24 protein-coding genes and 1 riboswitch are annotated in these 26,293 nt (G+C 69.8%); of the genes, 10 read left to right on the top strand and 14 right to left on the bottom strand.

The window, feature by feature from the left end:
* Window positions 1-75 precede the first annotated feature (75 nt).
* Window positions 76-723, bottom strand: a complete 648-nt coding sequence (locus ACFRAQ_RS29500; RefSeq protein WP_379105387.1) for a TetR/AcrR family transcriptional regulator — start codon at window positions 721-723, stop codon at window positions 76-78.
* A 244-nt stretch (window positions 724-967) separates the two neighbouring features.
* Between ACFRAQ_RS29500 and crcB (ACFRAQ_RS29495) the strand changes: the two genes are divergently transcribed.
* Together crcB (ACFRAQ_RS29495) and crcB (ACFRAQ_RS29490) are read left to right on the top strand one after the other, a co-directional pair.
* Window positions 968-1,465 carry a fluoride efflux transporter CrcB gene (gene crcB, locus ACFRAQ_RS29495; RefSeq protein WP_379105385.1) on the top strand — a complete coding sequence of 166 codons (498 nt, stop codon included), beginning with the start codon at window positions 968-970 and terminating at the stop codon, window positions 1,463-1,465.
* Window positions 1,462-1,821, top strand: a complete 360-nt coding sequence (gene crcB, locus ACFRAQ_RS29490; RefSeq protein ID WP_379105383.1) for a fluoride efflux transporter CrcB — start codon at window positions 1,462-1,464, stop codon at window positions 1,819-1,821. The genes crcB (ACFRAQ_RS29495) and crcB (ACFRAQ_RS29490) overlap by 4 nt, the downstream gene beginning before the upstream one ends.
* 36 nt (window positions 1,822-1,857) lie before the next feature.
* Here the strand turns inward: crcB (ACFRAQ_RS29490) and ACFRAQ_RS29485 are convergent, their stop codons facing one another.
* The 4 genes from ACFRAQ_RS29485 to ACFRAQ_RS29470 form a co-directional block, all read right to left on the bottom strand.
* Window positions 1,858-2,094, bottom strand: a complete 237-nt coding sequence (locus ACFRAQ_RS29485; RefSeq protein WP_379105381.1) for a hypothetical protein — start codon at window positions 2,092-2,094, stop codon at window positions 1,858-1,860.
* Window positions 2,095-2,294: 200 nt separating this feature from the next.
* Window positions 2,295-2,792 (bottom strand): ester cyclase, encoded by a 498-nt coding sequence (locus tag ACFRAQ_RS29480; RefSeq protein ID WP_379105379.1) that lies wholly within the window; start codon window positions 2,790-2,792, stop codon window positions 2,295-2,297.
* Window positions 2,793-2,842: 50 nt separating this feature from the next.
* Window positions 2,843-3,985 carry an MFS transporter gene (locus tag ACFRAQ_RS29475; protein ID WP_379105694.1) on the bottom strand — a complete coding sequence of 381 codons (1,143 nt, stop codon included), beginning with the start codon at window positions 3,983-3,985 and terminating at the stop codon, window positions 2,843-2,845.
* 381 nt (window positions 3,986-4,366) lie between these two features.
* On the bottom strand, window positions 4,367-5,584 hold the full coding sequence (locus tag ACFRAQ_RS29470) for an NADP-dependent isocitrate dehydrogenase (protein WP_379105377.1): 1,218 nt from the start codon (window positions 5,582-5,584) through the stop codon (window positions 4,367-4,369).
* 269 nt (window positions 5,585-5,853) lie between these two features.
* Between ACFRAQ_RS29470 and ACFRAQ_RS29465 the strand changes: the two genes are divergently transcribed.
* Entirely contained in the window at window positions 5,854-6,489 is a 636-nt protein-coding gene (locus tag ACFRAQ_RS29465) for a hemerythrin domain-containing protein (protein WP_379105375.1), read from the top strand.
* 23 nt (window positions 6,490-6,512) lie between these two features.
* Here the strand turns inward: ACFRAQ_RS29465 and ACFRAQ_RS29460 are convergent, their stop codons facing one another.
* The 3 genes from ACFRAQ_RS29460 to ACFRAQ_RS29450 form a co-directional block, all read right to left on the bottom strand.
* Window positions 6,513-9,929, bottom strand: a complete 3,417-nt coding sequence (locus ACFRAQ_RS29460) for a BTAD domain-containing putative transcriptional regulator (protein ID WP_379105373.1) — start codon at window positions 9,927-9,929, stop codon at window positions 6,513-6,515.
* Between the two features lie 147 nt (window positions 9,930-10,076).
* Complete coding sequence (locus ACFRAQ_RS29455; protein WP_379105371.1) at window positions 10,077-10,709, bottom strand: hypothetical protein; 633 nt, start codon at window positions 10,707-10,709, stop codon at window positions 10,077-10,079.
* A gap of 115 nt (window positions 10,710-10,824) precedes the next feature.
* The gene (locus ACFRAQ_RS29450) at window positions 10,825-12,321 is read right to left on the bottom strand and encodes an MFS transporter (RefSeq protein ID WP_379105369.1); all 1,497 of its coding nucleotides are present in this window, start codon (window positions 12,319-12,321) and stop codon (window positions 10,825-10,827) included.
* A 135-nt stretch (window positions 12,322-12,456) separates the two neighbouring features.
* Here ACFRAQ_RS29450 and ACFRAQ_RS29445 point away from each other — a divergent pair, with 135 nt between their 5' ends.
* The 4 genes from ACFRAQ_RS29445 to ACFRAQ_RS29430 all read left to right on the top strand — a co-directional run bounded on the left by ACFRAQ_RS29445 (window position 12,457) and on the right by ACFRAQ_RS29430 (window position 16,343).
* On the top strand, window positions 12,457-13,194 hold the full coding sequence (locus tag ACFRAQ_RS29445) for a TetR/AcrR family transcriptional regulator (protein ID WP_379105367.1): 738 nt from the start codon (window positions 12,457-12,459) through the stop codon (window positions 13,192-13,194).
* A gap of 33 nt (window positions 13,195-13,227) precedes the next feature.
* Window positions 13,228-13,339: riboswitch (SAM riboswitch) on the top strand.
* A 96-nt stretch (window positions 13,340-13,435) separates the two neighbouring features.
* Window positions 13,436-14,785 (top strand): bifunctional o-acetylhomoserine/o-acetylserine sulfhydrylase, encoded by a 1,350-nt coding sequence (locus ACFRAQ_RS29440; protein ID WP_379105365.1) that lies wholly within the window; start codon window positions 13,436-13,438, stop codon window positions 14,783-14,785.
* Window positions 14,782-15,945 (top strand): homoserine O-acetyltransferase, encoded by a 1,164-nt coding sequence (locus ACFRAQ_RS29435; protein WP_379105363.1) that lies wholly within the window; start codon window positions 14,782-14,784, stop codon window positions 15,943-15,945. The genes ACFRAQ_RS29440 and ACFRAQ_RS29435 overlap by 4 nt, the downstream gene beginning before the upstream one ends.
* A 236-nt stretch (window positions 15,946-16,181) precedes the next feature.
* Complete coding sequence (locus tag ACFRAQ_RS29430; protein ID WP_167659831.1) at window positions 16,182-16,343, top strand: hypothetical protein; 162 nt, start codon at window positions 16,182-16,184, stop codon at window positions 16,341-16,343.
* A 115-nt stretch (window positions 16,344-16,458) separates the two neighbouring features.
* Here the strand turns inward: ACFRAQ_RS29430 and ACFRAQ_RS29425 are convergent, their stop codons facing one another.
* Entirely contained in the window at window positions 16,459-16,704 is a 246-nt protein-coding gene (locus ACFRAQ_RS29425; protein WP_357282389.1) for a DUF3017 domain-containing protein, read from the bottom strand.
* Window positions 16,705-16,814: 110 nt separating this feature from the next.
* Between ACFRAQ_RS29425 and ACFRAQ_RS29420 the strand changes: the two genes are divergently transcribed.
* Window positions 16,815-17,279: a tRNA (cytidine(34)-2'-O)-methyltransferase gene (locus tag ACFRAQ_RS29420; RefSeq protein WP_379105360.1), complete on the top strand. Its 465-nt coding sequence runs from the start codon at window positions 16,815-16,817 to the stop codon at window positions 17,277-17,279.
* Here ACFRAQ_RS29420 and ACFRAQ_RS29415 read toward each other — a convergent pair whose 3' ends face one another.
* Complete coding sequence (locus tag ACFRAQ_RS29415) at window positions 17,280-17,507, bottom strand: DUF167 domain-containing protein (protein ID WP_379105358.1); 228 nt, start codon at window positions 17,505-17,507, stop codon at window positions 17,280-17,282.
* Between the two features lie 69 nt (window positions 17,508-17,576).
* Window positions 17,577-20,948, bottom strand: coding sequence for an error-prone DNA polymerase (locus ACFRAQ_RS29410; RefSeq protein ID WP_379105356.1), 3,372 nt, complete (start codon window positions 20,946-20,948; stop codon window positions 17,577-17,579).
* Between the two features lie 149 nt (window positions 20,949-21,097).
* Between ACFRAQ_RS29410 and ACFRAQ_RS29405 the strand changes: the two genes are divergently transcribed.
* Window positions 21,098-22,072: an SDR family NAD(P)-dependent oxidoreductase gene (locus ACFRAQ_RS29405; protein ID WP_379105354.1), complete on the top strand. Its 975-nt coding sequence runs from the start codon at window positions 21,098-21,100 to the stop codon at window positions 22,070-22,072.
* 51 nt (window positions 22,073-22,123) lie between these two features.
* Here ACFRAQ_RS29405 and ACFRAQ_RS29400 read toward each other — a convergent pair whose 3' ends face one another.
* Genes ACFRAQ_RS29400 through ACFRAQ_RS29390 form a run of 3 tightly spaced genes read right to left on the bottom strand, consistent with a single transcriptional unit; the run spans window position 22,124 to window position 24,481 of the window.
* Window positions 22,124-23,119, bottom strand: coding sequence for a sucrase ferredoxin (locus ACFRAQ_RS29400; protein ID WP_379105352.1), 996 nt, complete (start codon window positions 23,117-23,119; stop codon window positions 22,124-22,126).
* Window positions 23,120-23,132: 13 nt separating this feature from the next.
* Window positions 23,133-23,693 (bottom strand): YdeI family protein, encoded by a 561-nt coding sequence (locus ACFRAQ_RS29395; RefSeq protein ID WP_379105350.1) that lies wholly within the window; start codon window positions 23,691-23,693, stop codon window positions 23,133-23,135.
* Window positions 23,694-23,716: 23 nt separating this feature from the next.
* Window positions 23,717-24,481: an alpha/beta fold hydrolase gene (locus ACFRAQ_RS29390; protein ID WP_379105348.1), complete on the bottom strand. Its 765-nt coding sequence runs from the start codon at window positions 24,479-24,481 to the stop codon at window positions 23,717-23,719.
* Between the two features lie 240 nt (window positions 24,482-24,721).
* On the opposite strand from ACFRAQ_RS29390, the gene ACFRAQ_RS29385 reads away from it, so the two are divergent.
* Window positions 24,722-26,290 carry an ArnT family glycosyltransferase gene (locus ACFRAQ_RS29385; RefSeq protein WP_379105346.1) on the top strand — a complete coding sequence of 523 codons (1,569 nt, stop codon included), beginning with the start codon at window positions 24,722-24,724 and terminating at the stop codon, window positions 26,288-26,290.
* The last annotated feature ends 3 nt before the right edge of the window (window positions 26,291-26,293 follow it).

Below are 26,293 nucleotides of genomic sequence, written 5' to 3'. Positions count from 1 at the left end.
TCCACAGCGGGACGGCAAGATCAGAAGGTCAGGTCGATCCGGCCGCACATACAGCGGCGTCGGTAAGGGTGGCGGTTATCGGTCGCCGAGATGGAAGTCCGGCATGACCGCCGCGGCCGCCAGCCGCAGCTGCGCCGAGGCCCGCAGCCAGCGCCGGTGCGCCCGCTCCGGATCCGGGGAGATAAAGTTGGTGACCAGGATTCCGCGCAGCGTGTCCATGGCCGTGTAGGCGAAATCGCGCACGTTCTTGCGGTCCAGTTCGTTCGGCACCAACTGGGCCACCGCCAGCAGCACCGCGTTGTTCACGAACGGCTCGACCTTCTCCATCTCCACCGCGAGCACCCGATCGGTGCGGCTGGCCACCCACAACTCGATGGCCGCGATGAACAGCGGGCCCTGATGCAGCTCCCACATGGCCTCGAGGGTCGCGGCGATCGGATCCTCCGTGCTGCGGACCCGCCCGATCTCCTTCATGGCCGCCTCGGTGCGACGCTGCGCGAGGTGACTGATCGCGGCGACCACGAGCTCGCTCTTGGACCCGAAGTGATGCACCTGCGCACCCCGGGTCACCCCCGCGCGCTCGGCCACCCGCGGCGTGGTGGTCCCCGCGTACCCGTACTCGACCAGGCACTCGATGGTGGCGTCCAGCAATCGCGTGCGCGTCTCGGTGCTGCGTTGTTCCTGGGTGCGGCGCGGCGGCTTCGAGACGGCGGAGCTGGTCATGCCGGAAATCTTACACTTACATACACCCGTGTATGTTCGCGCCGCGTTCGCCGGCCGACGGACGGCGTGGACGCCGTGACGTCACCCACTTCGGTTCCGCGCGACGGCCCGAACTGGTTACCCTGAGCGATGCGGCGGTGGGGCTCGCCGCTCCGGACACCGGAACAACCGCGGCGACACCGCCGCCAACAGTCCCTACCCCACGAAGACACACTGACCGTGTGCGCTGGAGTAGGAGACCCGTGTGACCCGAGAGCTGGACGCGACCGCTCAGCCGGCCGAACCCATCGACCCCGACATCGATCTGCATCAACCCGACCAGCGGCAGGAACTGCTGCGCTCACAGGGCGCGATCCTGACCGTCATCTCGGCCGGCGGCGCCATCGGCGCGCTCGCCCGCTACGGCCTCGCCCAGATCTGGCCGACTCCCCCGCACGGATTCCCGTGGGCCACCTTCGCCACGAATGTGCTGGGCTGCTTCCTGATCGGCGTGCTCATGGTGATCGTCACCGAACTGCGCACCGCCCACCCGCTGGTGCGGCCGTTCCTCGGCGTCGGCATCCTCGGCGGGTTCACCACGTTCTCCACCTACGCCAACGAGACCCGCGCACTGCTCGAACCCGGCACTGTCGCAACGGCATTCGCCTATCTGGCCGCCACGCTGAGCTGCGCGCTCCTGGCCACCCTGCTCGCGGTGCGGCTCACCCGCGCGGCGGGCGGCTACCGGAAGGCGGCGGCATGACCGGACTGCTGGTGATCCTCGGCGCGATGGTCGGCGCACCCGTGCGCTACCTCACCGACCGCGCCATCCAGACCCGTCACGACAGCGTGTTCCCGTGGGGCACCCTCACCGTCAATCTGGCGGGCTGCCTGATCCTGGGCGCGCTCACCGGCGCGGCCGCCTCCTCCCCCACCTTCGCGCTGCTCGGCACCGGCTTCTGTGGCGCGCTCACCACGTACAGCACCTTCGGCTACGAGACCATCCGTCTCACCGAGGAACGCTCGTACCTCTACGCCGCCCTCAATGTGACGGTCAGTCTCGTCGCCGGTCTGGGCGCGGCGCTGCTGGGCTTCACCACGGCACACGCCCTGGTCTGACCCGGCCGCCGCCGGGTCGGCCAGAGCCACCGCCGATCAGGTCTGCGAGTTGTACATGCAGGCGGCACAGGTCCAGCCCGCTTCGGTCATGACGCAGTCGGTGAGGCGGACATAGGAATTGCCGACCCGCTCCCGGCACGCGGAGGCGCAGCCGTTGAGGTCCTGGCCGCAACTGATGGCGTCGGCGGAGGCGATGGTGGGCACGGCGAGAGCGGGCACGATCAGCCCGGCTAGCAAACTCGCGGCGAGGACGGCGGTTCTGACTGCGCGCATGACGAGAAGTCCCTTCGTAGAAGAACGATGTCAGCTCGGCGAAACGCGTGCTCCCGCTCCCTACTGGACACTCGAGCGGATTGCCAGCACTGTTTCAGCAAACATCACTCGCGCCGGTCACCGCAAGACCGGCGCGCACCTGATCGGGGCGGTGTGGTCCGGCCCGCAGACCGCGCCACACCGCCCGGACAGCGGACGAATCAGGCGGACGTCGACTGCGCCGCCGGAATGACACCGAGCTGCTGCAACATCCCGAGCGTGTCCCAGTTCGCCCAGCTCTCACCGATCTTGCCGTCGGTCTGGAAGCGGTTGACGGTCATGCCCGCGATGACGACCGGCTTTCCGGTGGCGGGCATCCCCATCAACGGGCCCTGGTTGGTGCCCGACGCCGTCCACCGGGTGAGGACGAAATCGCCTTCCGCGAACTGCTCGTTGACCAGCATTCTCGTATCGGGGAACGCGGCGAGGTACATCTCCACCTGCCGCCTGAGCGCCGCGGGACCGTGCACCTCCGCGTGCGGATTCTGTGGATCGTGATCGATGGCGTCCGCCGCGATCACTTCATCGAAGACGTCGAGATCCCTGGCGTTCCAGGCATCGAATATGCGCTTGGCCGTGGCTTTGTTCTGCTCTGACATGTCGTTCCCGTCCTTTCGTGCAGGAAACGTCTTCCACTGGTAATTCGGCGCCATATTCATGATCCACCCGCGACACCAGAAGGCGAAGGGGCCGAACGGGAAATACCCGGCTACCGGTGCTGCGGCCGTCGCGCGAGCGACACGGTCGCCATGAAGAGCAGCACGCCCAGCACCGCCAGCCCGGTGCCGACCACCGCCGGGGCGGTGTAGCCCATCCCCGCGGCGATCACCAGGCCACCCAGCCACGCACCCGCGGCATTCGCGATATTGAGGGCCGCGTGATTCAGTGCGGCGGCGAGGGTTTGCGCGTCGTGGGCGACATCCATCAGACGGGTCTGCAGGGCCGGGGCCAGCGCCGCGCCCGACGCGCCGACCAGGAACGCCCCGGCCGCCGCCGTATACGGATTGTGCACCGCCGCAACATAACCCGCCAGGATCACCACCATCGCCAGCAGCGAGACGAACACCGCGCGATCCACGCCACGGTCGGCCAGCACGCCGCCCGCGATATTGCCCGCCACCATGCCCAGCCCGAACAACGCCAGCACCAGCGGCACCAGGCCGATCCGCACGCCCGCCACATCGGTGAGCGTGGTGGTGATGTAGGTGTAGACCGCGAACATGCCGCCGAAGCCGATCGCGCCGACCAGCAGGGTCAGCAACACCTGCGGACGCCGCAGTGCCGTCAGTTCGGTGCGGGGGTCGGTCATGCGAATGCCGTGCAACTCGGGCACGAATCGGAAGAGCGCGGCCACGGTCGCCAGGCCGATCACGGCGACCACCGCGAAAGCGGCCCGCCAGCCGAGATGCTGGCCCAGCCAGGTCGCTGCGGGAACGCCGACGACATTGGCGGCGCTCAATCCCAGCATAACCGCGGCGACCGCCTTGGCGCGCTGCCCCACCGGGGCCAAGGACGCCGCCGCCAGCGACGCCACCCCGAAGTAGGCGCCGTGCGGTAAGCCCGAAACGAACCGCGCGAGTGTCAATGTCGCGAAGGTCGGCGCGACGACACTGGCCGCGTTGCCCAGTGTGAACGCCACCATCAACGCCATCAGCAGGCGCTTGCGCGGCACCCGGGCGCACAGCGCCGCGATCACCGGCGCACCGACGACCACACCCAGGGCGTACGCGGAAACAATATGTCCCGCAGTCGGTTCGGACACGTGCATCGACCCGGCGATATCGGGCAGCAAACCCATGGTGACGAATTCGGTTGTGCCGATTCCGAACCCACCCAGCGCCAGCGCCAGCATGGCGGGGATGGGCCACCGCCCGCGCGCCGGCACGCCGGGATCACCGGTCCCGTCCCGGATGACGTCTTCGGCGGTCGAGGCGGCGGGGGCGGCGGATACAGATTCGGGCACAACCAAGCGCAACACAGTGGCGAACGATCCCGATACCGTCCGGCCCAGTGATTTCACTCACTGACCGACCGACCCGTCAGCCTGCTGTCAGAAATCGCAGGTTCCGAAAACAGTTCGGGCACCCGCCCACCCACCGGTTCCGGTGGGGGCAGGTGCCCGTTGGGCGCGGTGGATGTTCTGGCCGGGACTGTGGTCCCGGCCGCCATCTTCACCGCTTCGCGCTGTTCACGTTCATCGGCGCGTTGTGGAGCATGCGCTCCAGGGGATTTCCTAGCGAATCTCGCGAGCCAGGTTGGCGTCCAGCACGCCGAGGAATTCCTCGGTGGTCAGGTAGCCCTGGTCGCCGCCGACCAGCAGCGCGAGGTCCTTGGTCATCTGACCGGACTCGACCGTCTTGATGACGACGTCCTCGAGGGTCTGCGCGAAGCCGATCACCTCGGGGGTGTTGTCCAGCTTGCCGCGGTGGGCCAGGCCACGCGTCCACGCGAAGATCGAGGCGATCGGGTTGGTGGAGGTGGGCTTGCCCTGCTGGTGCTGACGGTAGTGACGGGTCACGGTGCCGTGCGCCGCCTCCGCCTCACAGGTGCGGCCGTCCGGGGTCAGCAGCACGGAGGTCATCAGACCCAGCGAGCCGAAGCCCTGCGCCACGGTGTCGGACTGCACGTCGCCGTCGTAGTTCTTGCAGGCCCAGACGTAGCCGCCCTCCCACTTGAGCGCGGAGGCGACCATGTCGTCGATCAGGCGGTGCTCGTAGGTGAGACCGGCCGCGGCGAACTCGTCCTTGAACTCGGTCTCGAACACCTCCTGGAAGGTGTCCTTGAACATGCCGTCGTAGGCCTTGAGGATGGTGTTCTTGGTCGACATGTACACCGGGTAGTTCTGCTGCAGGCCGTAGTTCAGCGAGGCCCGCGCGAAGTCCCGGATGGACTCCTGGAAGTTGTACATGCCCATGACCACGCCGCCGTCTTCCGGCATGCGCACGACCTCGTGCTGGATCGGCTCGGAGCCGTCCTCGGGCGTGAAGGTCAGGGTGACGGTGCCCGCCTGGTGCACCTTGAAATCGGTGGCGCGGTACTGGTCACCGAAGGCGTGACGGCCGATGATGATCGGCTTGGTCCAGCCCGGAACCAGACGCGGAACGTTCGAGATGATGATCGGGGCGCGGAAGATCGTGCCGCCCAGGATGTTGCGGATGGTGCCGTTCGGCGACCGCCACATCTTCTTGAGGCCGAATTCCTCGACTCGCGCCTCATCGGGGGTGATCGTCGCGCACTTGACGCCGACGCCGTGCTTCTTGATGGCGTTCGCGGCGTCGATCGTGATCTGATCATCGGTCTTGTCGCGGGCTTCGATGCCGAGGTCGTAGTACTCGAGGTTCACGTCGAGATACGGATTGACCAGCTTGTCCTTGATGAACTGCCAGATGATCCGGGTCATCTCGTCGCCATCGAGTTCGACGACGGTCCCTTCAACCTTGATCTTGGACATGGATCTTCGTGTCCTCCTAGGAAGGTGGTGCTCCCATTGCACGGCCGGTGAGCACCGCTTGTAGCGGACCCCAGCTGTTCAACAGACAACGTATACGCATGACTCCCGGCACCGGACCTGTGGTACCAGGTCCATGTCCGATGTGGCGTCAAGCAAGACAAGCGTACTGCTGCTATGGACCTCACCGCGCGGGCAGCCCCCGCTGTGCGGGAACCCGCCCTCAGTTACTCGCAAGTAGGGTGCAAGTGATCGGGCCCACAGTCTCCAGTATGCCGACCACCACCGAGCCCGACCTGCTGGGCATGCGCCTCGCCCACCGCGCCATGATCGCCGACACCGCGCGCTTCACCGACCTGACCCGCGACATCGCCGCCGGCCGTGCGAACTGCCCACCCCGGCGAGCCGCGGCCATCGCCGAATACCTGCTGCTGCTCTGCGACAGCATCCACCATCACCACACCATCGAGGACGAGGTGCTGTGGCCGCTGCTGCGCGGCACCGGCGCGGTGGACGTGCGCGAACTCGAGGACGACCACGCCCAGCTCGACCCGATCCTGGACAGCGTGCGCGACGGCGCGCGCGAACTCGCCCGCGAAGGATCCGCGGCGGCGCTCAGCGACCACCTCGGCCGCTTGAACGCGTTACTCAGCGAGCACATCGCCGACGAGGAGGACACCGTCTTCCCGGTGATCACCGCCCACCTCGACGCCGAGCAGTGGAGCGCCGTCGAAGCCGCCGCCCGCAAGGGCGCGACCATGAGCTTCGAACTGCCGCGCATGTTCGGCATGTGCACGCCCGAGGAATGGGAGCGCGCCACCGCCGAGGGCGGGCTCGTGCTCGGCCTCATGCTGCGCTGGTTCGGGCGCGGGCATCGGCGCCGGGAAGCCCTCATCGCCGGGAGCTGACCCGGCGGGCACGGCCGAATGCCCTACCGACGAGTTCGCGCCGCCGACGGGAGGGTGGCGAGCTGGGCGGTGAGATGGACGTCGACCTCGGTCGCGCGGGTTCGATGCGCGGCGGCGGCCTCCGGGTCGCCCAGCGCGTCGGCCAGCTCCGCCAGCATCGTGTCGATCGGACCGTAGACGACCGAACCGGTGTCGAGGCCCGCGACCGTGCCCGAGCGCGGGAGCATGTCGCGGTAGCACTCGGCGGCGGCCTCGAGCTCGCCGAGCCGCAGCGCGACCCGGGAACGGAAGACCGCCATGACCGACCAGTAGTGGTCCCGGCGGATCGGCGCGGCCGCGGCGAAAACCGCACGCGCGGCGTCGATGTCACCGCTGTCCAGCAGCGCCAGCGCGTACGGGTGCGCGAGCGCCTCGGGCGAGATCGCGTACACCTGCGCCATCGGCTCCACCAGGCCGGACAGATCGCCGCGCGCCCAGCCCAGCATCATGCCCCCGGCGATGAGCAGCTCCGCGCCATTCGCCGCGCCCGCCGCGACCATTCGCGCGCTGGCCTCGGCGTACGCGCGCTCGGCGGCGTCGAGATCGCCGCGCAGCACCGTGAGCACCACATCGAACAGCGTGAGCACGATCAGCATCTGATGCAGCTGACCACCCGTCGCGCACTCCAGCCCGCGCTCGGCCGCCCGCCGCGCCCGCACCAGATCGTTGTCCGCACCGGCGATCAGGCAGCCCAGAAAGTGCGCCACCGCCTGGAATTCGACCAGACCCGCCGCCGTGGACACCGCCAGCAGCTCGTCGGCCAACGCCGCGCGTTCGTGCCACAGATCCGGACCGAGCGCGACATACGCGCGGACATTCAAGGCCGCGCACAGCAATTCGTGATCCCCCAGTTCCCGTGCCGTCGCCACCGCCTCCGCGGACGCCGCGAACGCCAGCGCGTCGTCATCCCCCTCGACCTCCACGACCAAGCCCACCAGCAGCCGCACCCGCACGGCCTCGGGCAGCGGACGATCCAGCGCCGCCCGCAACGCACCGATCACCCGATCATCCGGCAGCCGCTTGTCCCGGGTACCCCAGATCAGCGGCGCCCGCCAGGAACACAGGGCCAGGGCGATGGGAGCGATGGCGGCACCGGTGACCGGCGCGGCGCGCGCGGCGAGATGCTCGGCCAGGTCGAGGGCGGCGGCGCGCTCGGCGCGGGCGGCGGCGTCATTGCCGCGGTAGGCGAGGGCGTTGACCAGGGCGCAGCGGACTTCCAGAATGGCCGCGCCCACAACGGGATCGGGGCCGTCCTCGCGATGGCCCGCGAGCGTGTGCAGATCCAGCGCGGCCCGCCACAGCGGTTCCGCCTCGGCGAACGCGCGGCGCGCACCGTCCTGCCGGGCGGCGGCCAGGACGTACCCCAGCGCCTCCCCGGCGGTTCCCGCGTGCGCGCCGGTCAGGGCGTGATGGGCGAGCAGCGCCGGATCCACCGGATTCACCCGCTCGGCCACCCGTAGCGCCGACCAGTGCATGCGGCCCCGGCGCAGCGCGGGAATGCCCGCGTAGACCGCGTCCCGGGTCAGCGCGTGCCCGAAGCGGATCCGGCCCCCGGACTCCAGGCGCAGCAGCCCGGCCACCACCACGGTGTCGACCAGATCGACCAGGGCCCCTTCGGTTTCGCCCGTCAGCTCCAGCAGCGCGTCGAAATCCGACTCGCCGCCCCACACCGCGAGCAGCCGCAGCATGCGCGCCGCCTCGGCGGGCAGCCGCGCGATCCGGCGATGCAGCACATCGCTGACTCCCGCCGGCACCGCCAGCAGATCCCCTTCGGCGGCAGCGAGTTTCGCCAACTCGGCCACGAACAGCGGATTACCGCCGGTGCGATCGCGCACCAATTCGGCCGTGGCATCGTCGATTCCGCGCAGACCGGCCGCCTCCGCGACCGCCCGCACGGCCTCGAGGTCGAGCCCGGTCAGCTCCAGCCGTCCCGAGGTCACCGCCGCCAGTGCCGCCGACGTGGCCCGAACCTCGTCCCCCACTTCCGATCCGCGCATGGTCACCACGAACAGCACCGGAGCCTGCGCCGACCACGCCACCACCTGCCGCAGGATCTGCAGGGTCGCGCTGTCCGCCCGATGCGCGTCCTCCAGCACCACCAGCACCGGCCCGGCCGCACTCGCCGTATCGACCGAGCTCGGTGTATCCGGGACGACCGAGCCGGGGCTCATCCGCCCACCCGGGGTATCGATGGGCTGTCCGGTCCATTCGGCGAAGCGGTCGACCACGGCCAGCGACAGCCGGAACGGTGTCGCGTCCGCGCCGAGATCCGCTGCCTTGCCGCCGGATTCACCGGTCAGCTCCATCCAGGCCCAGGCCGCCGGAGCGCCGTCGACCTCGGGGCAGCGGCCGACCGCGGTCCGCCAGCCGGCAGCGGCGAGCTCGTCGGCGACCGACCGCACCAGCGTCGTCTTGCCTGCTCCGGGCTCACCTTCCAGCCACACCAATCGGCCGCGGCCGCCCGCGGCTTCGCGGGCGGCGGACAGCAGGGCCGCACGTTGACCCGAATAGCCGACCGGGGCGGATACCGGTGGCACGGGTTCCGGCCGATCGGGCCCCACCGATGCGATCGTCGCGACCTCATCGGTGGAATGTGAACGTGTCGAACCTGATTCCGCGGCGAACGGCTCGGCGGGCGCGGGCAGCGTGAGGGCCGGGTCGTGGGCGAGGATGGCGGCTTCCAGCTCGCGCACCGGCGGGCTGGGGTCGATGCCGAATTCGGTATTGAGGGTGGCGCGGAGGTCGCGCAGCGTGGCCAGGGCCTCGAGCTGGCGTCCCTGGCGGTAGTGAGCGAGGGCCAGCAGCCGGACGGCGGCTTCACGTTCGGGGTGTTCGTCGACCAGGCGGCGCAGGGCCGCGACGGCCTCCTCCGGGCGACCCAGGGCGAGGGCGGCCTCGGCCCGTTGTTCCACGGCGGTCCAGCGCATATCGGTGAGGCGGGCGATATCGGCGGCGCTCCAGGCCGCGTCGGCGTAGGCGGCATAGGCGGGACCGCGCCACAACGCCAGCGCGGAATCGAGGAGGCGGTGGCGGGCGGCCGGATCGGATTCGGTGGCGGCGGCGGACACCAGGTGACCGAATTGCCAGACGTCGACGGCCGAAACCGGCAGGCGCAGCGCGTATCCGGGGGTCTGCGACACGAGCACTCCGGCGGGCGCGCGCGGCGGCCGATCCGGCTCCAATGCCCGCCGCAGATACGAGATGTGCGCCTGCAACGCCCCCGAGGCCTTCGGCGGCGGCTCCCCCTGCCACAGATCCTCGATGAGCCGATCCGCCGAAACCACCTCGCCCCCGGCCGAAACCAGGCGCGCCAGCACCGCCCCCTGCCTCGGCCCGCGCAAAGGGGCGGGCCGGCCGTCCACCGTCACCCGCAGTGCGCCCAGCACTTCCACGAACACCACGGGCGATACATCGGCTGCGACAGCCCATTCGCTAACACAGCGAACGACTGACGCCGATCCGGACCGGCGACCGCCGATACCGCAACACACCGGTCGCCCACGCCTGTCCGCGACAGGCACGCGCGGGCGACCGCTGTCCCAGGCGGCTTATCGCCTCGCGGGCAGTCGAAGCGCACGGAAGCCGCCGAGCGCGAGAACGAGTCCGACGGCGATGGTGCCCGGGATGATCCACCACCCCTCCGCGCCCGGCAGCCCTTCGGCCCCGGCCATCGCGACCACCGCGAGGATCAGCGCGACCGCGGACCCACGCCCGAGGAGCGGACGCGGGGCCGCCAGCGCGCACACCGCCAGCAGGATGAATCCCAGCAGGAAGGCGGCGGCGAGCGGCCCGTTCACCGGGAGGGCGGCCTCCTCGATCGCCGATTGCTCATGGTGCGACAGGCGTGGCGCGACATAGATCTCGTGGTAGGCGCCGACCGGGATCGCGACGGTGAGCCCGACGAACAGCAGGACCCGGGCGACCGCGGAAATCTTTGTAGGCCAGTCATTCCTGTCTCGCCAGGCGGCGAACACCACGGGCAGTCCCACCGCCATCAGGATCGCGCCGGCGCTGAAGGTCAGGTGGGCGGCGGCCCAGGTGGCGGACTGTTCGGCCGCCTCGGAATGTTCCAGCGGGTGCAGGGCATTGCCCACGGCGAACAGCACGCCGCCGGCGATCAGCGCGCCGGCGCGCAGCCGCAGGTCCGGATCGGTCGCGATGGGCATCATCGTCATCGTCATGGTCGTACTGTCGGCCAGGGCGATGCACCGCGACTTGCCGCCGACTTGCGGCCGAAACGCACCGTGCCCGCCGCGAGATTCGCGGCGGGCACGGTGCGGAATCACCGGCGGTGGTTCACACGCCCACGTGCACGGCGTGCTCGTCACCCTCGAGCAGGTTCTGCGGCTTGTCCCGAACCATGAACGCCGCGATCGGAACACACAGCGCGAAGAAGATCGCGCCGATCAGGAAGGCCACGTTGTAGGAGTGGATCGAGGCCCGCTCCATCACATGGTCGACGGTCATGTTGTTACGCACGTACCGCTCGGCCACCTGCACCGAGATGGTGGTCAGCAGCGCGGTGCCGATGGAACCACCTACCTGCTGGGCGGCGTTCAGCAGCGCGCTGGCCACGCCCGAATCCTCGGCGTCGACCTGGTGCAGCGCGGTGGTCTGCATGGACACGAACAGCGCACCCATGCCCAGCGCGATCAGGATCATGGCGGGCAGCAGGGCGGTCGCGTAGCTGTCGCCGTACTCCAGCCGCGACAGCCACACCAGGCCCGCCGCGCCCAGCACCGAACCCGCCAGCATGAGCGGCCGCGGCCCGATCCTGGGCAGGACCGCCGAGGCGATACCCGCCGACACTACGATGCCGGCCGGGAACGGCAGGAACGCCACACCCGTCTTCAGCGCCGAGTAGTGCTCCACGATCTGCAGGTAGAAGCTCAGGTTCAGGAACATGGCGAACATGGCGATCGGCACCAGCAGCGCGATCAGATACGACCCGCCGCGGTTGATCTCACCCGGAATACGCAGCGGCAGCAGCGGATTCGCGGTCCGGGCCTCGATGGCCACGAACGCCGCCAGCAGCGCCACACCCACCACGAACAGGGCCAGCGTGGTGGAGGCGGTCCAGCCGTCGGAGGCCGCGCGGCTGAAGCCGTACACGATCGAGATCAGGCCGAGGGTGACGGTGACCGCGCCGGGCAGGTCGTAGCCGCCGGTGCGGGGTGCGGGCACATCCTTGACCACGAAGGCGAACGCGCCGACCAGGGCCAGCAGCGCGACCGGGGTGTTCACCAGCAGCGACCAGCGCCAGTTCGCGTACTCGACGAGCGCGCCACCGGCGATCAGGCCGAGCGCGGCGCCCGCCGCCGACACACCGGCGAACACGCCGAAGGCCCGAGCCCGTTCCTTGGCCTCGGTGAAGGTCACCGACACCAGCGACAGCGCGGCCGGGGCCAGCAGCGCGCCGAACGCGCCCTGCAGCGCGCGGCCCGCGAAGAGTTCGGCCTGGTTCTGCGCGAGACCGGCCAGCGCGGAGGCCGCGGCGAAGCCGATCAGGCCGACCATGAGGATCCGGCGGCGGCCCAGGTAGTCGGCGAGGCGGCCGCCGAGCAGCAGCAGACCGCCGAAGATCAGGGTGTACGCGGTGAAGATCCACTGCTTGTCACCGTCGCTGATGTGCAGATCCTGCTGCGCGAACGGCATGGCGATGGTGACGATCGTGGCGTCCAGGACCACCATCAGCTGCGCCATGGCGATCACGCCCAGCGCCCACCAACGCCTGGAATCTTGTGCGGGACTTGCTTTTTCGTCTGTACCGAGAGCGTCCGTCGCTACGGTCATGAGCCTCTCCTCTGGATTCGAAGGCAGCTTCACCATAGTGACCCCAACCGACAATTGGCGTCAAGGGAAAATTGTCGCATCGCGACAGTTGTCATACTGGGACAGTAAAACACACCAAGGACCTAGGATGGAGGGATGTCGGAGTTGTCAAGTCACATCGGTGTGATCTCGCGTCACCGCCCCGGCCTGCGTGAGCGCAAGAAGCAGCAGACCCGGACCCGGATCATCGACGTCGCCCTGCGGTTGTGCGACGAACAGGGCTTCGACGCCACCACCGTCGAGCAGATCGCCGACGCCGCCGACGTCTCCCCGCGCACCGTGAACCGGTACTTCGAGAGCAAGGAGGCGATCGTCATCGCCCCCATCGAAGGCTGGGGACAGGCCCTCGCCGATCAGCTGCGCGCCCAGCCCGTCACCGGCGACGAGATGGAAGCGCTGCTCGGCGCGTTCCTGGCGGTCGTGGACCAGATCATCGACTCCGACACGCCCGTGCCCTTCCGCTGGTTCCAGCAGATGCAGCGCATCACCCGCGACAGCGTCGCCGTCCGCGCGCTCAGCATGGAATCGGCCGACACCAAGACCCGGGCCGTGTCCGAGGTGCTCGCCGAACGCCTGCGCCTGCCCGAGGACCACCTCACCGTGCGGCTCATCGCCACCACCTGGCACGGCATCGTGCGGGTCGGCATGGAATGCGAGTTCGACGACAGCGACGAGCTCCCGGACTGCACCACCGTCACCACCGCCCGCATGCTCGCCGACAGCGTCCAGGCGGCATACGGCGAATTCCGGCGGGCCTGTTGCGGTGCGACAACGGTATTTCCCCCCGTAAACGGGGGAAATACCACCGAAAATGCGACAAACCCCACTGCGTAGATCGGGCCGGACGGCCGCTAGAATCCCGCATTAGGTCAAGAGCATCAGCGTTAAGGCCCCGGCTTGCTGATCGGCAACCCTCCAGCTGCGGTGGGGTGCTCCGGGTGCAGACCGGGCGTTCGAGGGCCGAACGCAAGCGCAACTAGGAGGTCTACCGAAATGTGTTGTTGTCGAAGCCCATTCGCTTCTCGATAACGTCAAACTTCCGCCATTCGGCGACCTTGTTTTTGGAGCAGAACACATGAGTGACTCGACCGCGCCCGCGGCCGTCCCCGCTGACGGCACCCTGGATCCGGCCAACTGGTCCTTCGAGACCAAGCAGATTCACGCCGGCCAGGCTCCCGATTCCGCCACCGGAGCCCGCGCCCTGCCCATCTACCAGACCACGTCCTACGCGTTCCGCGACACCGACCACGCCGCCGCGCTGTTCGGACTCGCCGAGCCGGGCAATATCTACACCCGCATCATGAACCCCACCCAGGACGCGGTGGAACAGCGCATCGCCGCCCTCGAAGGCGGTGTGGCCGCACTGCTGCTGGCCTCCGGGCAGGCCGCGGAGACCTACGCGATCCTGAATCTCGCCGAGGCCGGGGACCACATCGTGGCCAGCCCGCACCTGTACGGCGGCACCTACAACCTGCTGCACTACTCGCTGCCCAAGCTGGGCATCCAGGTCAGCTTCGTCGAGGACCCGGACGACCTCGAGCAGTGGCGCGCGGCGGTGCGCCCCAACACCAAGGCGTTCTACGGCGAGACCGTCGCCAACCCGAGCAGCTCGGTCCTCGACATTCCGGGCATCGCCGAGGTCGCGCACGCCGCCGGGGTGCCGCTCATCGTGGACAACACCGTCGCCACCCCGTACCTGATCCAGCCGCTGCGGCTGGGCGCGGACATCGTGGTGCACTCGGCCACCAAGTACCTGGGCGGGCACGGTTCCGCGGTCGCGGGCGTGATCGTCGACGGCGGCTCCTTCGACTGGACGGTGAAGAACGAGGCGGGCGAGTCCCGTTTCCCCGGCTTCACTACCCCGGACCCGAGCTACCACGGCGCGGTCTTCGCCGACCTGGGCGCTCCGGCCTTCGCGCTCAAGGCCCGCGTGCAGCTGCTGCGCGACCTGGGCGCGGCGGTGTCGCCGTTCAACGCGTTCCTCATCGCGCAGGGCCTCGAGACGCTGAGCCTGCGCATCGAGCGGCACGTGGCCAACGCGCAGGCGGTGGCCGAGTTCCTCGCCGGGCAGCCCGGCGTCGAGAAGGTCTACTACGCCGGACTTCCCGCCTCGCCCTGGTTCGAGCGGGGCAAACAGCTGGCACCGAAGGGCGTGGGCGCCATCGTGTCCTTCGAGCTGGCCGGCGGCGTCGACGCGGGCAAGAAGTTCGTGGAGGCGCTGGTGCTCCATAGCCATGTCGCTAACATCGGGGATGTGCGCTCGCTCGTCATCCACCCGGCATCCACCACGCATTCCCAGCTGACCCCCGCCGAGCAGCTGGCTTCCGGTGTCACGCCTGGTCTGGTGCGGTTGGCCGTGGGCATCGAGGGCATCGGCGACATCCTGGCGGATCTGCGCGCCGGACTGACGGCGGCGGCAAGTTGACCGTGAACATCGAATCGCGAACGTCCCGGCACGCGGCGGAGCTGTTGCTGCCGCCGCCCGACGGGACGCTCGGGAGCATCGCCATCGGCGACGTGGAACTCGAGAGCGGGGCCGTGATCCCCGACGCCACGCTGGCCGTCCAGCGGTGGGGCGAACTATCGGCGAACGCGGACAACGTGGTGCTCGTGGAGCACGCGCTGACCGGCGACTCGCACGTGGTCGGCCCCGCCGACGTGCACCACAACCAGGCCGGCTGGTGGGACGGCATCGTCGGCCCCGGCGCGCCCGTGGACACCCGCGAATGGTGCGTCATCGCCACCAACGTGCTCGGCGGCTGCAAGGGCAGCACCGGCCCGTCCTCGCTGGCCCCGGACGGGAAGCCGTGGGGCACGCGGTTCCCCGCGCTGTCCATCCGCGACCAGGTGACCGCCGAGGCCAAGCTGTTCGACCTGCTCGGCATCGACCGCCTGGCCGCCGTGATCGGCGGCTCCATGGGCGGGATGCGGGTGCTGGAGTGGATGATCGGCCGGCCCGAACGGGTCGGCGCGGCCCTGGTGCTGGCGGTCGGCGCGCGCGCCACCGCCGACCAGATCGGCACCCAGACCACCCAGATCGCCGCCATCAAGGCCGATCCGGACTGGCAGGGCGGCGACTACCACGGCACCGGGCGCGCGCCCATGACCGGCATGGGCATCGCCCGCCGCATCGCGCACCTGACCTACCGCACCGAGGGCGAGCTCGACCATCGCTTCGAGAACCACGGCCAGGGCGACGAGGATCCGCGCGCGGGCGGCCGCTACGCGGTGCAGAGCTACCTGGAGTACCAGGCGGACAAGCTGATCGCGCGTTTCGATCCGGCCACCTACGTGCTGCTCACCGAGGCCATGAACCGCTACGACGTGGGTCGCGGCCGCGGCGGCGTCGCGGCGGCGCTGGCCTCGACGCCGGTGCCGTGCGTGATCGGCGGGGTGGACTCGGACCGGCTCTACCCGCTGCGCACCCAGCAGGAGCTGGCCGATCTGCTGCCCGGTTCCAAGGGGCTCGAGGTCATCCACTCCAAGGACGGGCACGACGGGTTCCTGACCGAGACCGAGGCGGTCGGCAAACTCATGCTGGAGACCATGGAACTGGCCCGCGCCCAGCGCGTGTCGGGTCACTGAACCAGCGCTGCCCGAACGGCGGCGCCACCGCTGCCACTGTGCCGGTGTCGCCGCTGCCCGAACGCCGTATGTCCGCTGCCCGGCCGCTGCCACAGCCGACGGCGCGTTACGCGACGTATCGTGCCTGTTTCCAGTGAATTGTCCTGACGCGCTTTCGGTTTCGCGCGCATGACGCCTCCGTAACCGGTGTTCCGGAATACGTGTGCAGCGGGCATATCAGCCGTAATGTATTCGCCATGACCGCCGCATTCGATGACATGGATCTCCGCGATCTCGTCGATCTGCTCTCCGAGGACGAGCAGCGTGAACTCCGCCCGGCCATACTCCGTGTCCTGCACAGACTCCCGGACCAGGAAGTGCTGCGGCGCGAACTCGGCCGCCGCATAACCTCGGTCTAGCTATCCCCCAGCGCCGCCGGTTCACCCCGGCGGCAGAACAACTCGCTCATCTTTCCAGCGCCGCGACTCCGGTCGCGGCCCCGGCCCCGCGACCCGCGAGGCCCCACAGCTCCGGCTACGTGACGCCGAGACTGCTGATGGTCGCCGCCAGCACGATGATCGCGACACCCAGCACCGTCAGCCAGACGACATCGAAACCCTTGCTGCGCACCGCGAGCAGACCCACCCGATCAGTGGGCAGTGCCAGTCGCAGCGCCGCCGCGAGCAGCGTCGCGCCGCCGAAGAAGAACGTTCCGCGCCGCCAGCGATCCCAGGCCAGGAAGACCACGGCCACCACCAGCACCGCGCCCACCAGCAGCATGGGCAGATTCTCGCGGGCGAACTCCCCCGCACGACTGCTGCGACTCTGGGGTGCGGCATGGGCTGGACTCACCGCACGAGCTTAACCGCCGCTCTGCAATGCTGGATCCCGTGTTCCATCTCGTGTTCTTCGAACCCCGCATCCCGCCCAATACCGGCAACGCCATTCGACTGGCCGCCGGTACCGGCTGCGCACTGCACCTGATCGAACCGCTCGGCTTCGACCTATCCGAGCCGAAGCTACGCCGGGCCGGGTTGGACTACCACGACCTGGCCGTCGTCACCGTGCACGAGAGTCTCGCCGCCGCCTGGGAGGTCATCGCCCCCGAACGGGTCTTCGCCTTCACCGCCGCCGCGACCACCCGCAACACCGAGATCACCTACCGCGACGGCGATGTCCTGCTGTTCGGCCCCGAACCCACCGGCCTCCCCGAGGAGGTGCTCGCCGATCCGCGCGTCACCGACCAGCTCCGCATCCCCATGCTGCCCGGCCGCCGTTCCATGAACCTCTCCAACGCCGCCGCGGTCGCGGTGTACGAGGCCTGGCGGCAGATGGGGTTCCCGGGCGCGGTCTGACTAGTCGTCGACCTCGAAGCGTTTGAAGCGGGAGGTCGCGCCGGCGGTGAGGCGGACCGCGGACTTGGGGACGCCGAAGTGGGCGGCCAGCAGTTCGATGGCGGCCTTGTTCGCCTTGCCCTCCACCGCCGGGGCCCGGACGTACAGCTGCAGCGCGCCGTCGTCGAGGATCTCGACGAGCGGGCCCTTTTTGCTGCCGGGTTTGATGGTCGCCCGGACCACTGTCACGCCGCTCTCCTTCCCCGCTCGTGCCACGATTCTCCCGTAGCGCCGCGACTGCCGCGGTGCCGGGGCGGCTCAGCGGAAGTCGCGGGAGCGGCCCTCGATGCGCAGGTCCATGCGTTGCAGATGGTCGGCGACGATGGTGACCGCGCCCTCCGCGTTCTGCACCCGTCCGCGGATGAGCAGGGCGGGGGCGGTGGTGGCCAGGCGGCGGTAGCGGGCCCACAGGCCGACCGAGCAGACCACGTTCACCATGCCGGTCTCGTCCTCCAGGTTGAGGAAGGTGACGCCGCCCGCGGTGGCCGGGCGCTGCCGGTGGGTGACCGCACCGCCGACCAGCACCCGGGTCCCGTCACGAATGTCGAGGAGCCGGTCGGCGGGGACGACGCCGAGCGCGTCGAGCCGCTCGCGCAGGAATTCGGTCGGGTAGCTGCCGGGTGAGACGCCGGTGGCCCACACGTCGGCGGCGGCCAGTTCCAGCGCGCTCATGCCGGGCAGGGCGGGGGCCGCGGTGGCCGCGCCGGTGCCGGGCAGCCGGTCGGATCGTTCCCCCGCCGCCGCGCCCGCCGCCCACAGCGCCTCGCGGCGGGTGCCGCCGAGACTGTCCAGCGCGCCCGCCGTGGCCAGCGACTCGGCTTGCGGCACGGTCAGTTCCACGCGTCCGGTGAGATCCAGGAACGAGGTGTAGGGCCCGAGCTCGCGGGCGGCCACGATCTGCTCGGCCAATTCGGTCCCGATGTGCCGGACCGCGGCCAGCCCCAGCCGGATCGCCATCCCCTTCGCCTCCAGGGTCGCCTCGGCCAGGCTGTGGTTGATGTCGGGCCCGTGCACCGTCACCCCGTGCCGCCGCGCGTCGGCGACCAGCGACTGCGGCGAATAGAACCCCATCGGCTGAGCGCGCAGCAGCCCGGCGCAGAAGGCCGCCGGGTGATGCAGTTTGAACCACGCCGAATAGAACACCAGCGAGGCGAAACTCTGCGAATGGCTTTCCGGGAAGCCGAAATTCGCGAAGGCGTACACCTTCTCGTAAATGCGGTCCGCCACTTCCCCGGTGATGCCGTGCAGGTCGCGCATGCCCTGATAGAAGCGGGCCCGCAGCCGCTCCATCTTCTGCGTGGACCGTTTGGATCCCATGGCGCGGCGCAGCTCATCGGCTTCGGCGGGGGTGAATCCGGCGACGTCCACGGCCATCTGCATGAGCTGTTCCTGGAACAGCGGCACGCCGAGGGTGCGTTCCAGCGCGTTCTTCAGCGACGGATGGTCGTAGTCGGGTTTCTCCCGCCCGTTGCGGCGGCGAATGTAGGGGTGCACCGATCCGCCCTGGATCGGCCCGGGCCGGATCAGCGCCACCTCCACCACCAGGTCGTAGAAGGTGCGCGGCCGCAATCGCGGCAGGGTCGCCATCTGGGCGCGCGACTCCACCTGGAACACGCCGACCGAGTCGGCGCGGCACAGCATGTCGTAGACGGCGTCCTCGCCCAGGTCCAGCCGGTGCAGTTCGACGGTCTGGCCCTTGTGCTCGGCCACCAGGTCGATCATGTAGTGCAGCGCCGACAGCATGCCGAGTCCGAGCAGATCGAACTTGACCAGCCCGGCGGACGCGCAGTCGTCCTTGTCCCATTGCAGGACACTGCGATTCGCCATGCGCGCCCATTCGGTCGGGCACACGTCGGCGATGGGCCGATCGCAGATCACCATGCCGCCGGAGTGGATGCCCAGATGCCGGGGCAGCCCCTCCAATTCCCCGGCCAGCGCGAGCACGTCGTCCGGGATGTCGGTGTGCTGTTCCCCCGCGACCCCGCTCCAGCGGCTCACCTGTTTGCTCCAGGCGTCCTGCTGCCCGGTCGAGAAGCCCAGCGCGCGTGCGGCATCGCGCACCGCGGAGCGCCCGCGATAGGTGATCACATTGGCCACCTGCGCCGCGTACTCGCGCCCGTATTTGGCGTAGACGTGCTGAATGGCCTCCTCGCGCCGATCCGATTCGATGTCGACGTCGATATCGGGCGGCCCGTCCCGCTCCGGCGACAGGAACCGTTCGAACAGCAGCTGGTTGGCGACCGGATCCACATTGGTGATGCCGATGGCGTAGCAGACCGCCGAATTCGCCGCCGAACCCCGGCCCTGACACAGGATGTCGTTGTCGCGGCAGAAGCTGACGATGTCGTGCACGACCAGGAAGTAGCCCGGGAAGTTCAGGGTGGCGATGACGTTCAGCTCGTGGTCGAGCTGCCGGTAGGCGGCCGCGTTCCCGGCGCGTGGGCCGTAGCGGCGGGCCGCGCCCGCGAAGGTGAGCTCCCGCAGCCACGAGTTCTCGTCGTGCCCGTCGGGCACGTCGAAGGGCGGCAGTTGCGGCGCGATCAGCCGCAGGTCGAACGCGCAGTCCCGGCCCAGCGCAACGGCATTGGGCACGGCCTGCGGGCAGGCCGCGAACAGTCGCGCCATCTCGTCGCCGGAGCGCAGGTGCGCGCCGCCGGTGGGGGCCAGCCAGCCCGCCATGTCGTCGAGGCTGGAGCGGGCTCGCACGGCGGCCAGCGCCATGGCCCGGCGGCGGTGTGGCGGGGCCGCGAAATGCGCTCCGGTGGTGGCGATCACGGGCAGCCCGGCCCGGTCGGCGAGGGCGAGCAGCCGGGCATTGCGCTCGTCGTCCTCGGGGATGCCGTGGTGGGTGAGTTCCACGCTCACGTGGTCGCGGCCGAAGCGGTCGATCAGTTCGCGCAGTGCCGCTTCGGCTGCCGCGTCGCCCTGCCGCAGGGCCTGTCGCACAGTGCCTTTCCGGCAGCCGGTGAGGATGTGCCAGTGCCCGCCCGCGGCCTCGGTGAGCCGGTCCAGGTCGTAGCGCAGGATGCCCTTCTCCCCCGCCGCCATGTGCGCGGCGGCCATCTCCCGCGACAGCCGCCGGTAGCCTTCCTGCCCGCGCGCCAGCACCAGCAGATGTGGTCCGGCCGGATCGGGGGTGCCGGTGCGGGGTTCGGAATTCAGTGCGTCCGCGTCGTTTTCGCGACCGCGTCGCCGGGCGGCCGGGCCGCGTCCGCGCGGCGCGAGATGCGCTCCGGCGCGGGCGGCGGTGCCGATGGACAGCTCGGCGCCGAAGATGGTCGGCATCCGCCATTCCCGGGCCGCTTCGGCGAACCGGACCACCCCGTAGAACCCGTCGTGGTCGGTGAGCGCGAGGGCTTCCAGTCCGAGCCGCACCGCCTCCTCCACCAGTTCCTCGGGCTGGCTGGCCCCGTCGAGGAAGCTGTAGGCGGAGTGGGTGTGCAGTTCGGCGTAGGGCACCGTGGACCGGGCGGTCCGCTCGATGTCCCCGGCCTCGTACTTCTCGCGTTTCCGCGACCAGGCCGGGCTGTCGCCGCCGTCGCCCTCGACCTGTTTGCGCGCGGGGTCGGGTCGCCCGGACAGCACCCGTTCCATCTCCGCCCACGTCGGCGGGCCGTTGCCCCAACCCATCGGCCCACCTCCTCCACAATCCGACCGGTCTCGAGTATCGAACATACATTCGAAACCGATCGGTCTCTACGGCGGCTCGCCAATCCACCGTGGCGCAGTAACTTACTTTGGAGTAAGTTCGAGGCAATTCCACCTGCAAGGGAGCAGAAATGGCCGACCAAGACACCGGTTACCTGGCCCGTCGGCGCGCCCGCCGCGATCTGACCGGCAAGCACGTCGTGATCACCGGCGCCTCCTCGGGCATCGGACGCGCGGCCGCGCTGACCGCCGCACAGAAGGGCGCACTGGTCATCCTGCTGGCCCGCCGCGCCGACGAACTGTCCACCGTGGTGGACGAGATCACCGCCGCGGGCGGCGCCGCCTTCGGCTACCCGTGCGACGTCACCGACCAGGATTCGGTGGATCGGACCATCGAGACCGTGCTCGCCGCCCACGGCCACGTCGACATGCTGGTCAACAACGCGGGCCGCTCCATCCGCCGGGCCGTGCACCGCTCCACCGACCGCATGCACGACTTCGAACGCACCATGGCCGTCAACTACTTCGGCGCGGTCCGCATGACCCTGGGCCTGCTGCCCGGCATGCGCGAACGCAAGGACGGCCACATCGTCAACATCTCCAGCGCCGGCGTGCAGGTCGCCACCCCGCGTTTCGCCGCCTACCTGGCCAGCAAGGCCGCCCTCGACAAGTTCGCCGAGGTGACCGCCGCCGAGATGCGCTCCAGCAACATCACTTTCACCACCATCCACATGCCGCTGGTCCGCACCCCCATGATCACCCCCAGCGGCGACCAGGGCACCGGCACCCAGTCCCCGGAATGGGCCGCCGCCCTCATCGTCCGGGCCCTCACCGAACGGCCCCGCCGCATCGACGTCCCGCTCGGCACCCTCGCCGAATACGGCAACCTGGTGGCCCCCGGCATCAAGGAGCGGGTCCTGCACCGGTACTACCGCGCCATCCCGGACTCCCCCGCCGCCAAGGGCGAGACCGTGTCCGCGCCGGAGACCGCCGACGTGGAAATCGTCGTCCCGCAACGCCATCGCCGCACCGTGCCCCCGGCCGTCCGCGCCACCGGCACCGCCCTGCGCCGCGCCGCCCGCCTGGTCCCTGGAACGCACTGGTAATCGGCCGGGGGCCGAATTTCGGTTCGCGGCAATAGTTCGCGCCCGTGCCGCTCAGGCGAGTTGCCGGAGATGGTCCAGCACCACCGCGGTGGCGGGTTTGGGGGCCGCGCCGCAACTGGCCTGCCGCGGCGAGTAGGCGGCGGTGCGGGCGGTGACCAGCCAGCGGCGGCCGTCCCGATGCGTCACCATGGCCGCACCCGCGAACGTGGCCGGATCGGTCGGGCTTCCGGCATCGGCCGGGGCGGCCTCGACGACGAGGTCGTCGATACCGGCCGTCGGGTCGACATCGCCGGACTCGACGGTCCGACCGGTGCTGTCGCCGGTCGAGGTGACCCGGGTGAACGTAGCGTCGGCGATGCGCCGGCGGACCGCTATTTCCGCCACCTGCTCGACCGGGCCGTAGCAGCTGCGGCCGCGCAGGCCGGTGAGCGAGACCTCGCCCTTGTCGGCGGCGGCGAGCATGGCGTGCGCCGAATCCTCGTCCAGGCGGCCGTAAGTGAGACCCGTGGGCAGCACGATGACCGCCGGGGCGAAACGGTGACCGCCGGTGTGGGAGCACTCCCACACCCGCTCGGGGTGGGCGGCGGACAGGCTCGCGGCGATGGGACGGCCCAGCAGGGCGCAACACTGGTCGCGCTTACCGTGCGCGCAGACCAGCACCAGCGGATCCGTCACGGCCGCACCGATTCCCGGCGCGGGCCCGTCGACCAGACGCAGATCGATGTCCAGCAGTTCCCGCGGGTCGGTGATCTCGAGCCGCTCGCACCACGACCCCTCGGGCCGCGAACTGGCGAGCAGAACCGTTCGGACGCCGGTGAATTCCCGCCGCCCCGCCCGCCGGATCAGGGTGGGCCGCACGTGCGCCGCCTTGGTGCGCGCGGCCAGTTCGGGGGTGATGTCGGGCCCGAGCACCTGGTCGCCGATCACGTCGCGTCCCCACGCCCCGGGCTGTTCTACACATAGCCAGCCGGTGATGCGGGTCGCGCTCCCGGGTAGGGGAACCTCCAGTGCCGCGGCCGAACACGACAATCCTTCGAACCCCGTCACAGCCGTCCCTCGGTCACAGTGGCTTCCCGTCGATCAGTTTCGCGATCACCTGCTCCAGCCGCCGCTGCCGGGCCTCCGGCCGGACCGCGCTGCCCAGGTGGTAGCCGACCGCGATGCGCGACTGCATGGGCAGGGTCTCGAAGAACACGGCCGCCTCCGGATGCCGGGCCAGCTCGTCCAGGAAATCCTGCGGCAGGTCGTGTCCGACGGCGTTGTCCCAGCGCCCGTCCGCCTTGGCCCGATCGATCTCGGCCTGCCCGGCCGGATGCACGATCCCGGTCTCGATCAGTTCGCCCGCCAGCCCCACATCGCGCTGCGACCACTGGCTGCGCGGGCGGCGCGGGGTGAATCCCATGACGAGGAAATCGTCGTCGAGTTTCCTGGCCTGCCCGTCGATCCAGCCGAAGCACAGGGCCTGTCGCAGCGCGCCGTCATGGTCGAGCGAGGCGTAGGCCGAGCCCTTCTTCGCGAACTTCAGCCAAATGCCGTCCACCGCCGCGTGATTGGCCGACAGCCAGTCCCGGAACGCGGACTCGTCGGGAAACCACAGCGTGGGTCGCTCGGATGCGGACACCGTTCAACTCTAGATACCGGCAGCTAGTGCCCCAGGAAGGGGAGCACTTGGGCCTCGAAGGCGGGGTAGCGGTCGCGGTGGATGCTGTGCCCGCAGTCGAAGGCGCGGACGGTGCAGTCGGCGAGGCTGGTGCGTAACTGTTCGAGCTTGTCGGGGTCGACCATGCCGCCGGGGCCGCCGCGCAGGAACAGGGTGGGCGCGGTGATGTCGGACAGCCCGTCCCACCATTCCGGGTAGGGCTTGCGGAACTGTTCGAGCGCGTCGCCGGTCATGGATCGGTCGAAGGCCAGCACCGCGCGCGGGTGCCGCAGCAGGCTGGTGGTGGCGTGCCACAGTTCGGGGATCGACGGCAGCTTGCGGGTGAAGCTCACCTGTTCGTCGCCGGAGCGCAGCGGCAGCGGCTGTTCCTCGATCACCAGGCGCCGGACCAGTTCCGGGCGTTGCATGGCCACCCAGGAGATGGCGTAGCCGCCGAGCGAATGCCCGACCAGGTCGACGGCGTCGAGGCCGATCCGGTCGCACAGCGCGAGGATGTCGGCGCCGAATTCCTCGAACCGGTAGGACGCGGTGTGCGCGCTGCGCCCGTGCCCGCGCAGGTCCGGAATGATCACCCGGCGGCCGCGGCGCACCAGCTGGGTCGCGAACCGATCCCAGGTGTGCCCGTCGCCGCCCATGCCGTGCACGAGGACTACCGGCGTGTCGCTGTAGAGATGTCCGCCCGTGGCGCCGGAATCGCGATAGGCGATCGACACGTCATCGAACTCGACCCGGGTGACCGTTGACTCCACGATTGTCCAGAGTACGGATCGCTGGGTGGTCGCCGCCGCAATTTGTGCGCTCCGCCATATCGAATACAGATACGGTTGCCTATTCATTCACTTGACGAATGAATGCGGAACTGCGCAGGTCCAGGCTTGATACCAAGCGGTTTGGCCTGTGAAATAGATCACTTTCACATTTTTCGGTAATCGGTCAGCCCTGACGGTAGCGTGATCCCCGATTTAGCAATACTTGTTTGTCGGGGAAATATGGTTCTCAATGCTGCCGCCCCCGCGGTCGAACTCGATGAACCGAGCCCGCCGCGGCCGACCTTCGCTACCGCCTGGGTCCTCCTACTAGCCGCGCTCTGCGGGACCTTTCTCGCCGTCCCGACACTGCGCTACGACTTCTTCGGTGACGAACTGTATTTCATCGCCGCCGGAGCCCACCGCAGTCTCACCTACGCCGACCAAGGCGTCCTGATCCCACTGGTCGCCCACCTGGCCGACGCCGTCGCCCCCGGCTCCGCGCCGATGCTCCGATTACCCGCGGTCCTGATGACCGCCGCCGCCGTCGTGATCAGCGCCGCGGTCGCCTACGAGCTCGGCGGCTCCCGGACCGCCCAACTGATCGCGGCCGCCGCCTACGGCATCTCCCCGCTCGCCGCCACCCAGGCCGTGCAGCTGAGCACCTTCTCCTTCGACGCCACCCTGCAGGCCGCCATCATCTGGCTGCTCATCCGCTGGATCCGCACCCGCGACGACCGGCTGCTCATCGCGGTCGGCGTGGTCGCCGCCGTCGACCTCCAGGTCAAGTGGTTCATCCCCACCATCCTGCTCACCCTGGCCGCGGGCATCATCGTCGCCGGACCGCGGGAACTGCTGTGGCGGCGCGGACTCTGGATCGGCGCGAGCATCTTCGCCGCCTCCGCCCTGCCCGGCCTGTGGTGGCAGAACCAGCACGGCTGGCCCGCGCTGGCCATGAGCAAGGTGATCGGCGCCGAACAGGACGCCGCCGGCGGCGGACCGCTGGCCTGCCTGCCGCAGATGATCGGACTGGCCGGACTGCTCGGCGGCCTGCTCGCGGGCTGGGCGTTCTGGAGCCTGGCCCGGGAACGCTGGCTGCGGCCCTACATGTTCATGCTCGTCTCCTCCGGCCTGCTGGTGGCCGTGGTGCTGTTCGGGCACGGGCGGCCGTACTACACCGCCGGATTCCTGCCGGTGCTGTTCGGCATCGGCGCGGTCGCGCTGCCCTACTACCGCGGCGAGCGCGGCAACCGGGTGCTGCGGGTGGTCGCGCTGCCGGTCATCGGGTTGTCGCTGGTGATCATCGCGGCGCTGGTGGCCGCCCTGCCGCAGCCGCCGTCGCGGGTGCACACCGCCATCCGCACCCAGGCCGACTTCGCCATGCGGACCAGCATCTACGGCTACTCGGGCTGGTCCGAGCTGACCGCCAAGGTCGCCGACGCCTACCGGCAGCTGCCCGAATCCGAGCGGCCCACAGCGATCGTCGCCCAGAACTATTGGCAGGCCGCCGCCCTCCAGAACTTCGGCCGCGACTACGGCCTGCCGCCCGTCTACAGCCCCAACCGCGGCTTCGGCTACTTCGGCCCGCCGCCCAGCGACATCGGCGCGGTGCTCTACGTCGGCCTCGACAGCACCGAACCGACCCTGCGCCGCCAGTTCGGCAATGTCCAGGTCCTCGACCACCTCGACAACCCCAACGGGTTCCCCGGCGTGAACACCGGCATCGCCATCGCGGTCTGCCGCGGCCCGCTGCACCCCTGGCCGGAACTCTGGCCGGACATGATGGATCTGCACCTGCCGCTCGGCATCTGAGAC

Source organism: Nocardia sp. NPDC056611, assembly GCF_042792755.1.
GTDB lineage: Bacteria > Actinomycetota > Actinomycetes > Mycobacteriales > Mycobacteriaceae > Nocardia.
Note: the sequence above shows the minus strand (reverse complement) of the source record. Positions and strands in the feature narration are given on the sequence as shown.

What these genes read in the sequence shown, in the direction of transcription:
- ACFRAQ_RS29410 (WP_379105356.1), bottom strand. Translation starts at nt 20,948, where the DNA reads ATGGGTTGGGGCAACGGCCCGCCGACGTGGGCGGAGATGGAACGGGTG.
- ACFRAQ_RS29385 (WP_379105346.1), top strand. Translation starts at nt 24,722, where the DNA reads ATGGTTCTCAATGCTGCCGCCCCCGCGGTCGAACTCGATGAACCGAGC.
- ACFRAQ_RS29425 (WP_357282389.1), bottom strand. Translation starts at nt 16,704, where the DNA reads ATGCTGCTGGTGGGCGCGGTGCTGGTGGTGGCCGTGGTCTTCCTGGCC.
- ACFRAQ_RS29405 (WP_379105354.1), top strand. Translation starts at nt 21,098, where the DNA reads ATGGCCGACCAAGACACCGGTTACCTGGCCCGTCGGCGCGCCCGCCGC.
- ACFRAQ_RS29445 (WP_379105367.1), top strand. Translation starts at nt 12,457, where the DNA reads ATGTCGGAGTTGTCAAGTCACATCGGTGTGATCTCGCGTCACCGCCCC.
- ACFRAQ_RS29430 (WP_167659831.1), top strand. Translation starts at nt 16,182, where the DNA reads ATGACCGCCGCATTCGATGACATGGATCTCCGCGATCTCGTCGATCTG.
- ACFRAQ_RS29480 (WP_379105379.1), bottom strand. Translation starts at nt 2,792, where the DNA reads ATGAATATGGCGCCGAATTACCAGTGGAAGACGTTTCCTGCACGAAAG.
- ACFRAQ_RS29470 (WP_379105377.1), bottom strand. Translation starts at nt 5,584, where the DNA reads ATGTCCAAGATCAAGGTTGAAGGGACCGTCGTCGAACTCGATGGCGAC.
- ACFRAQ_RS29450 (WP_379105369.1), bottom strand. Translation starts at nt 12,321, where the DNA reads ATGACCGTAGCGACGGACGCTCTCGGTACAGACGAAAAAGCAAGTCCC.
- ACFRAQ_RS29475 (WP_379105694.1), bottom strand. Translation starts at nt 3,985, where the DNA reads ATGCTGGCGCTGGCGCTGGGTGGGTTCGGAATCGGCACAACCGAATTC.
- ACFRAQ_RS29440 (WP_379105365.1), top strand. Translation starts at nt 13,436, where the DNA reads ATGAGTGACTCGACCGCGCCCGCGGCCGTCCCCGCTGACGGCACCCTG.
- crcB (WP_379105383.1), top strand. Translation starts at nt 1,462, where the DNA reads ATGACCGGACTGCTGGTGATCCTCGGCGCGATGGTCGGCGCACCCGTG.
- ACFRAQ_RS29465 (WP_379105375.1), top strand. Translation starts at nt 5,854, where the DNA reads ATGCCGACCACCACCGAGCCCGACCTGCTGGGCATGCGCCTCGCCCAC.
- ACFRAQ_RS29455 (WP_379105371.1), bottom strand. Translation starts at nt 10,709, where the DNA reads ATGACGATGACGATGATGCCCATCGCGACCGATCCGGACCTGCGGCTG.
- ACFRAQ_RS29500 (WP_379105387.1), bottom strand. Translation starts at nt 723, where the DNA reads ATGACCAGCTCCGCCGTCTCGAAGCCGCCGCGCCGCACCCAGGAACAA.
- ACFRAQ_RS29485 (WP_379105381.1), bottom strand. Translation starts at nt 2,094, where the DNA reads ATGCGCGCAGTCAGAACCGCCGTCCTCGCCGCGAGTTTGCTAGCCGGG.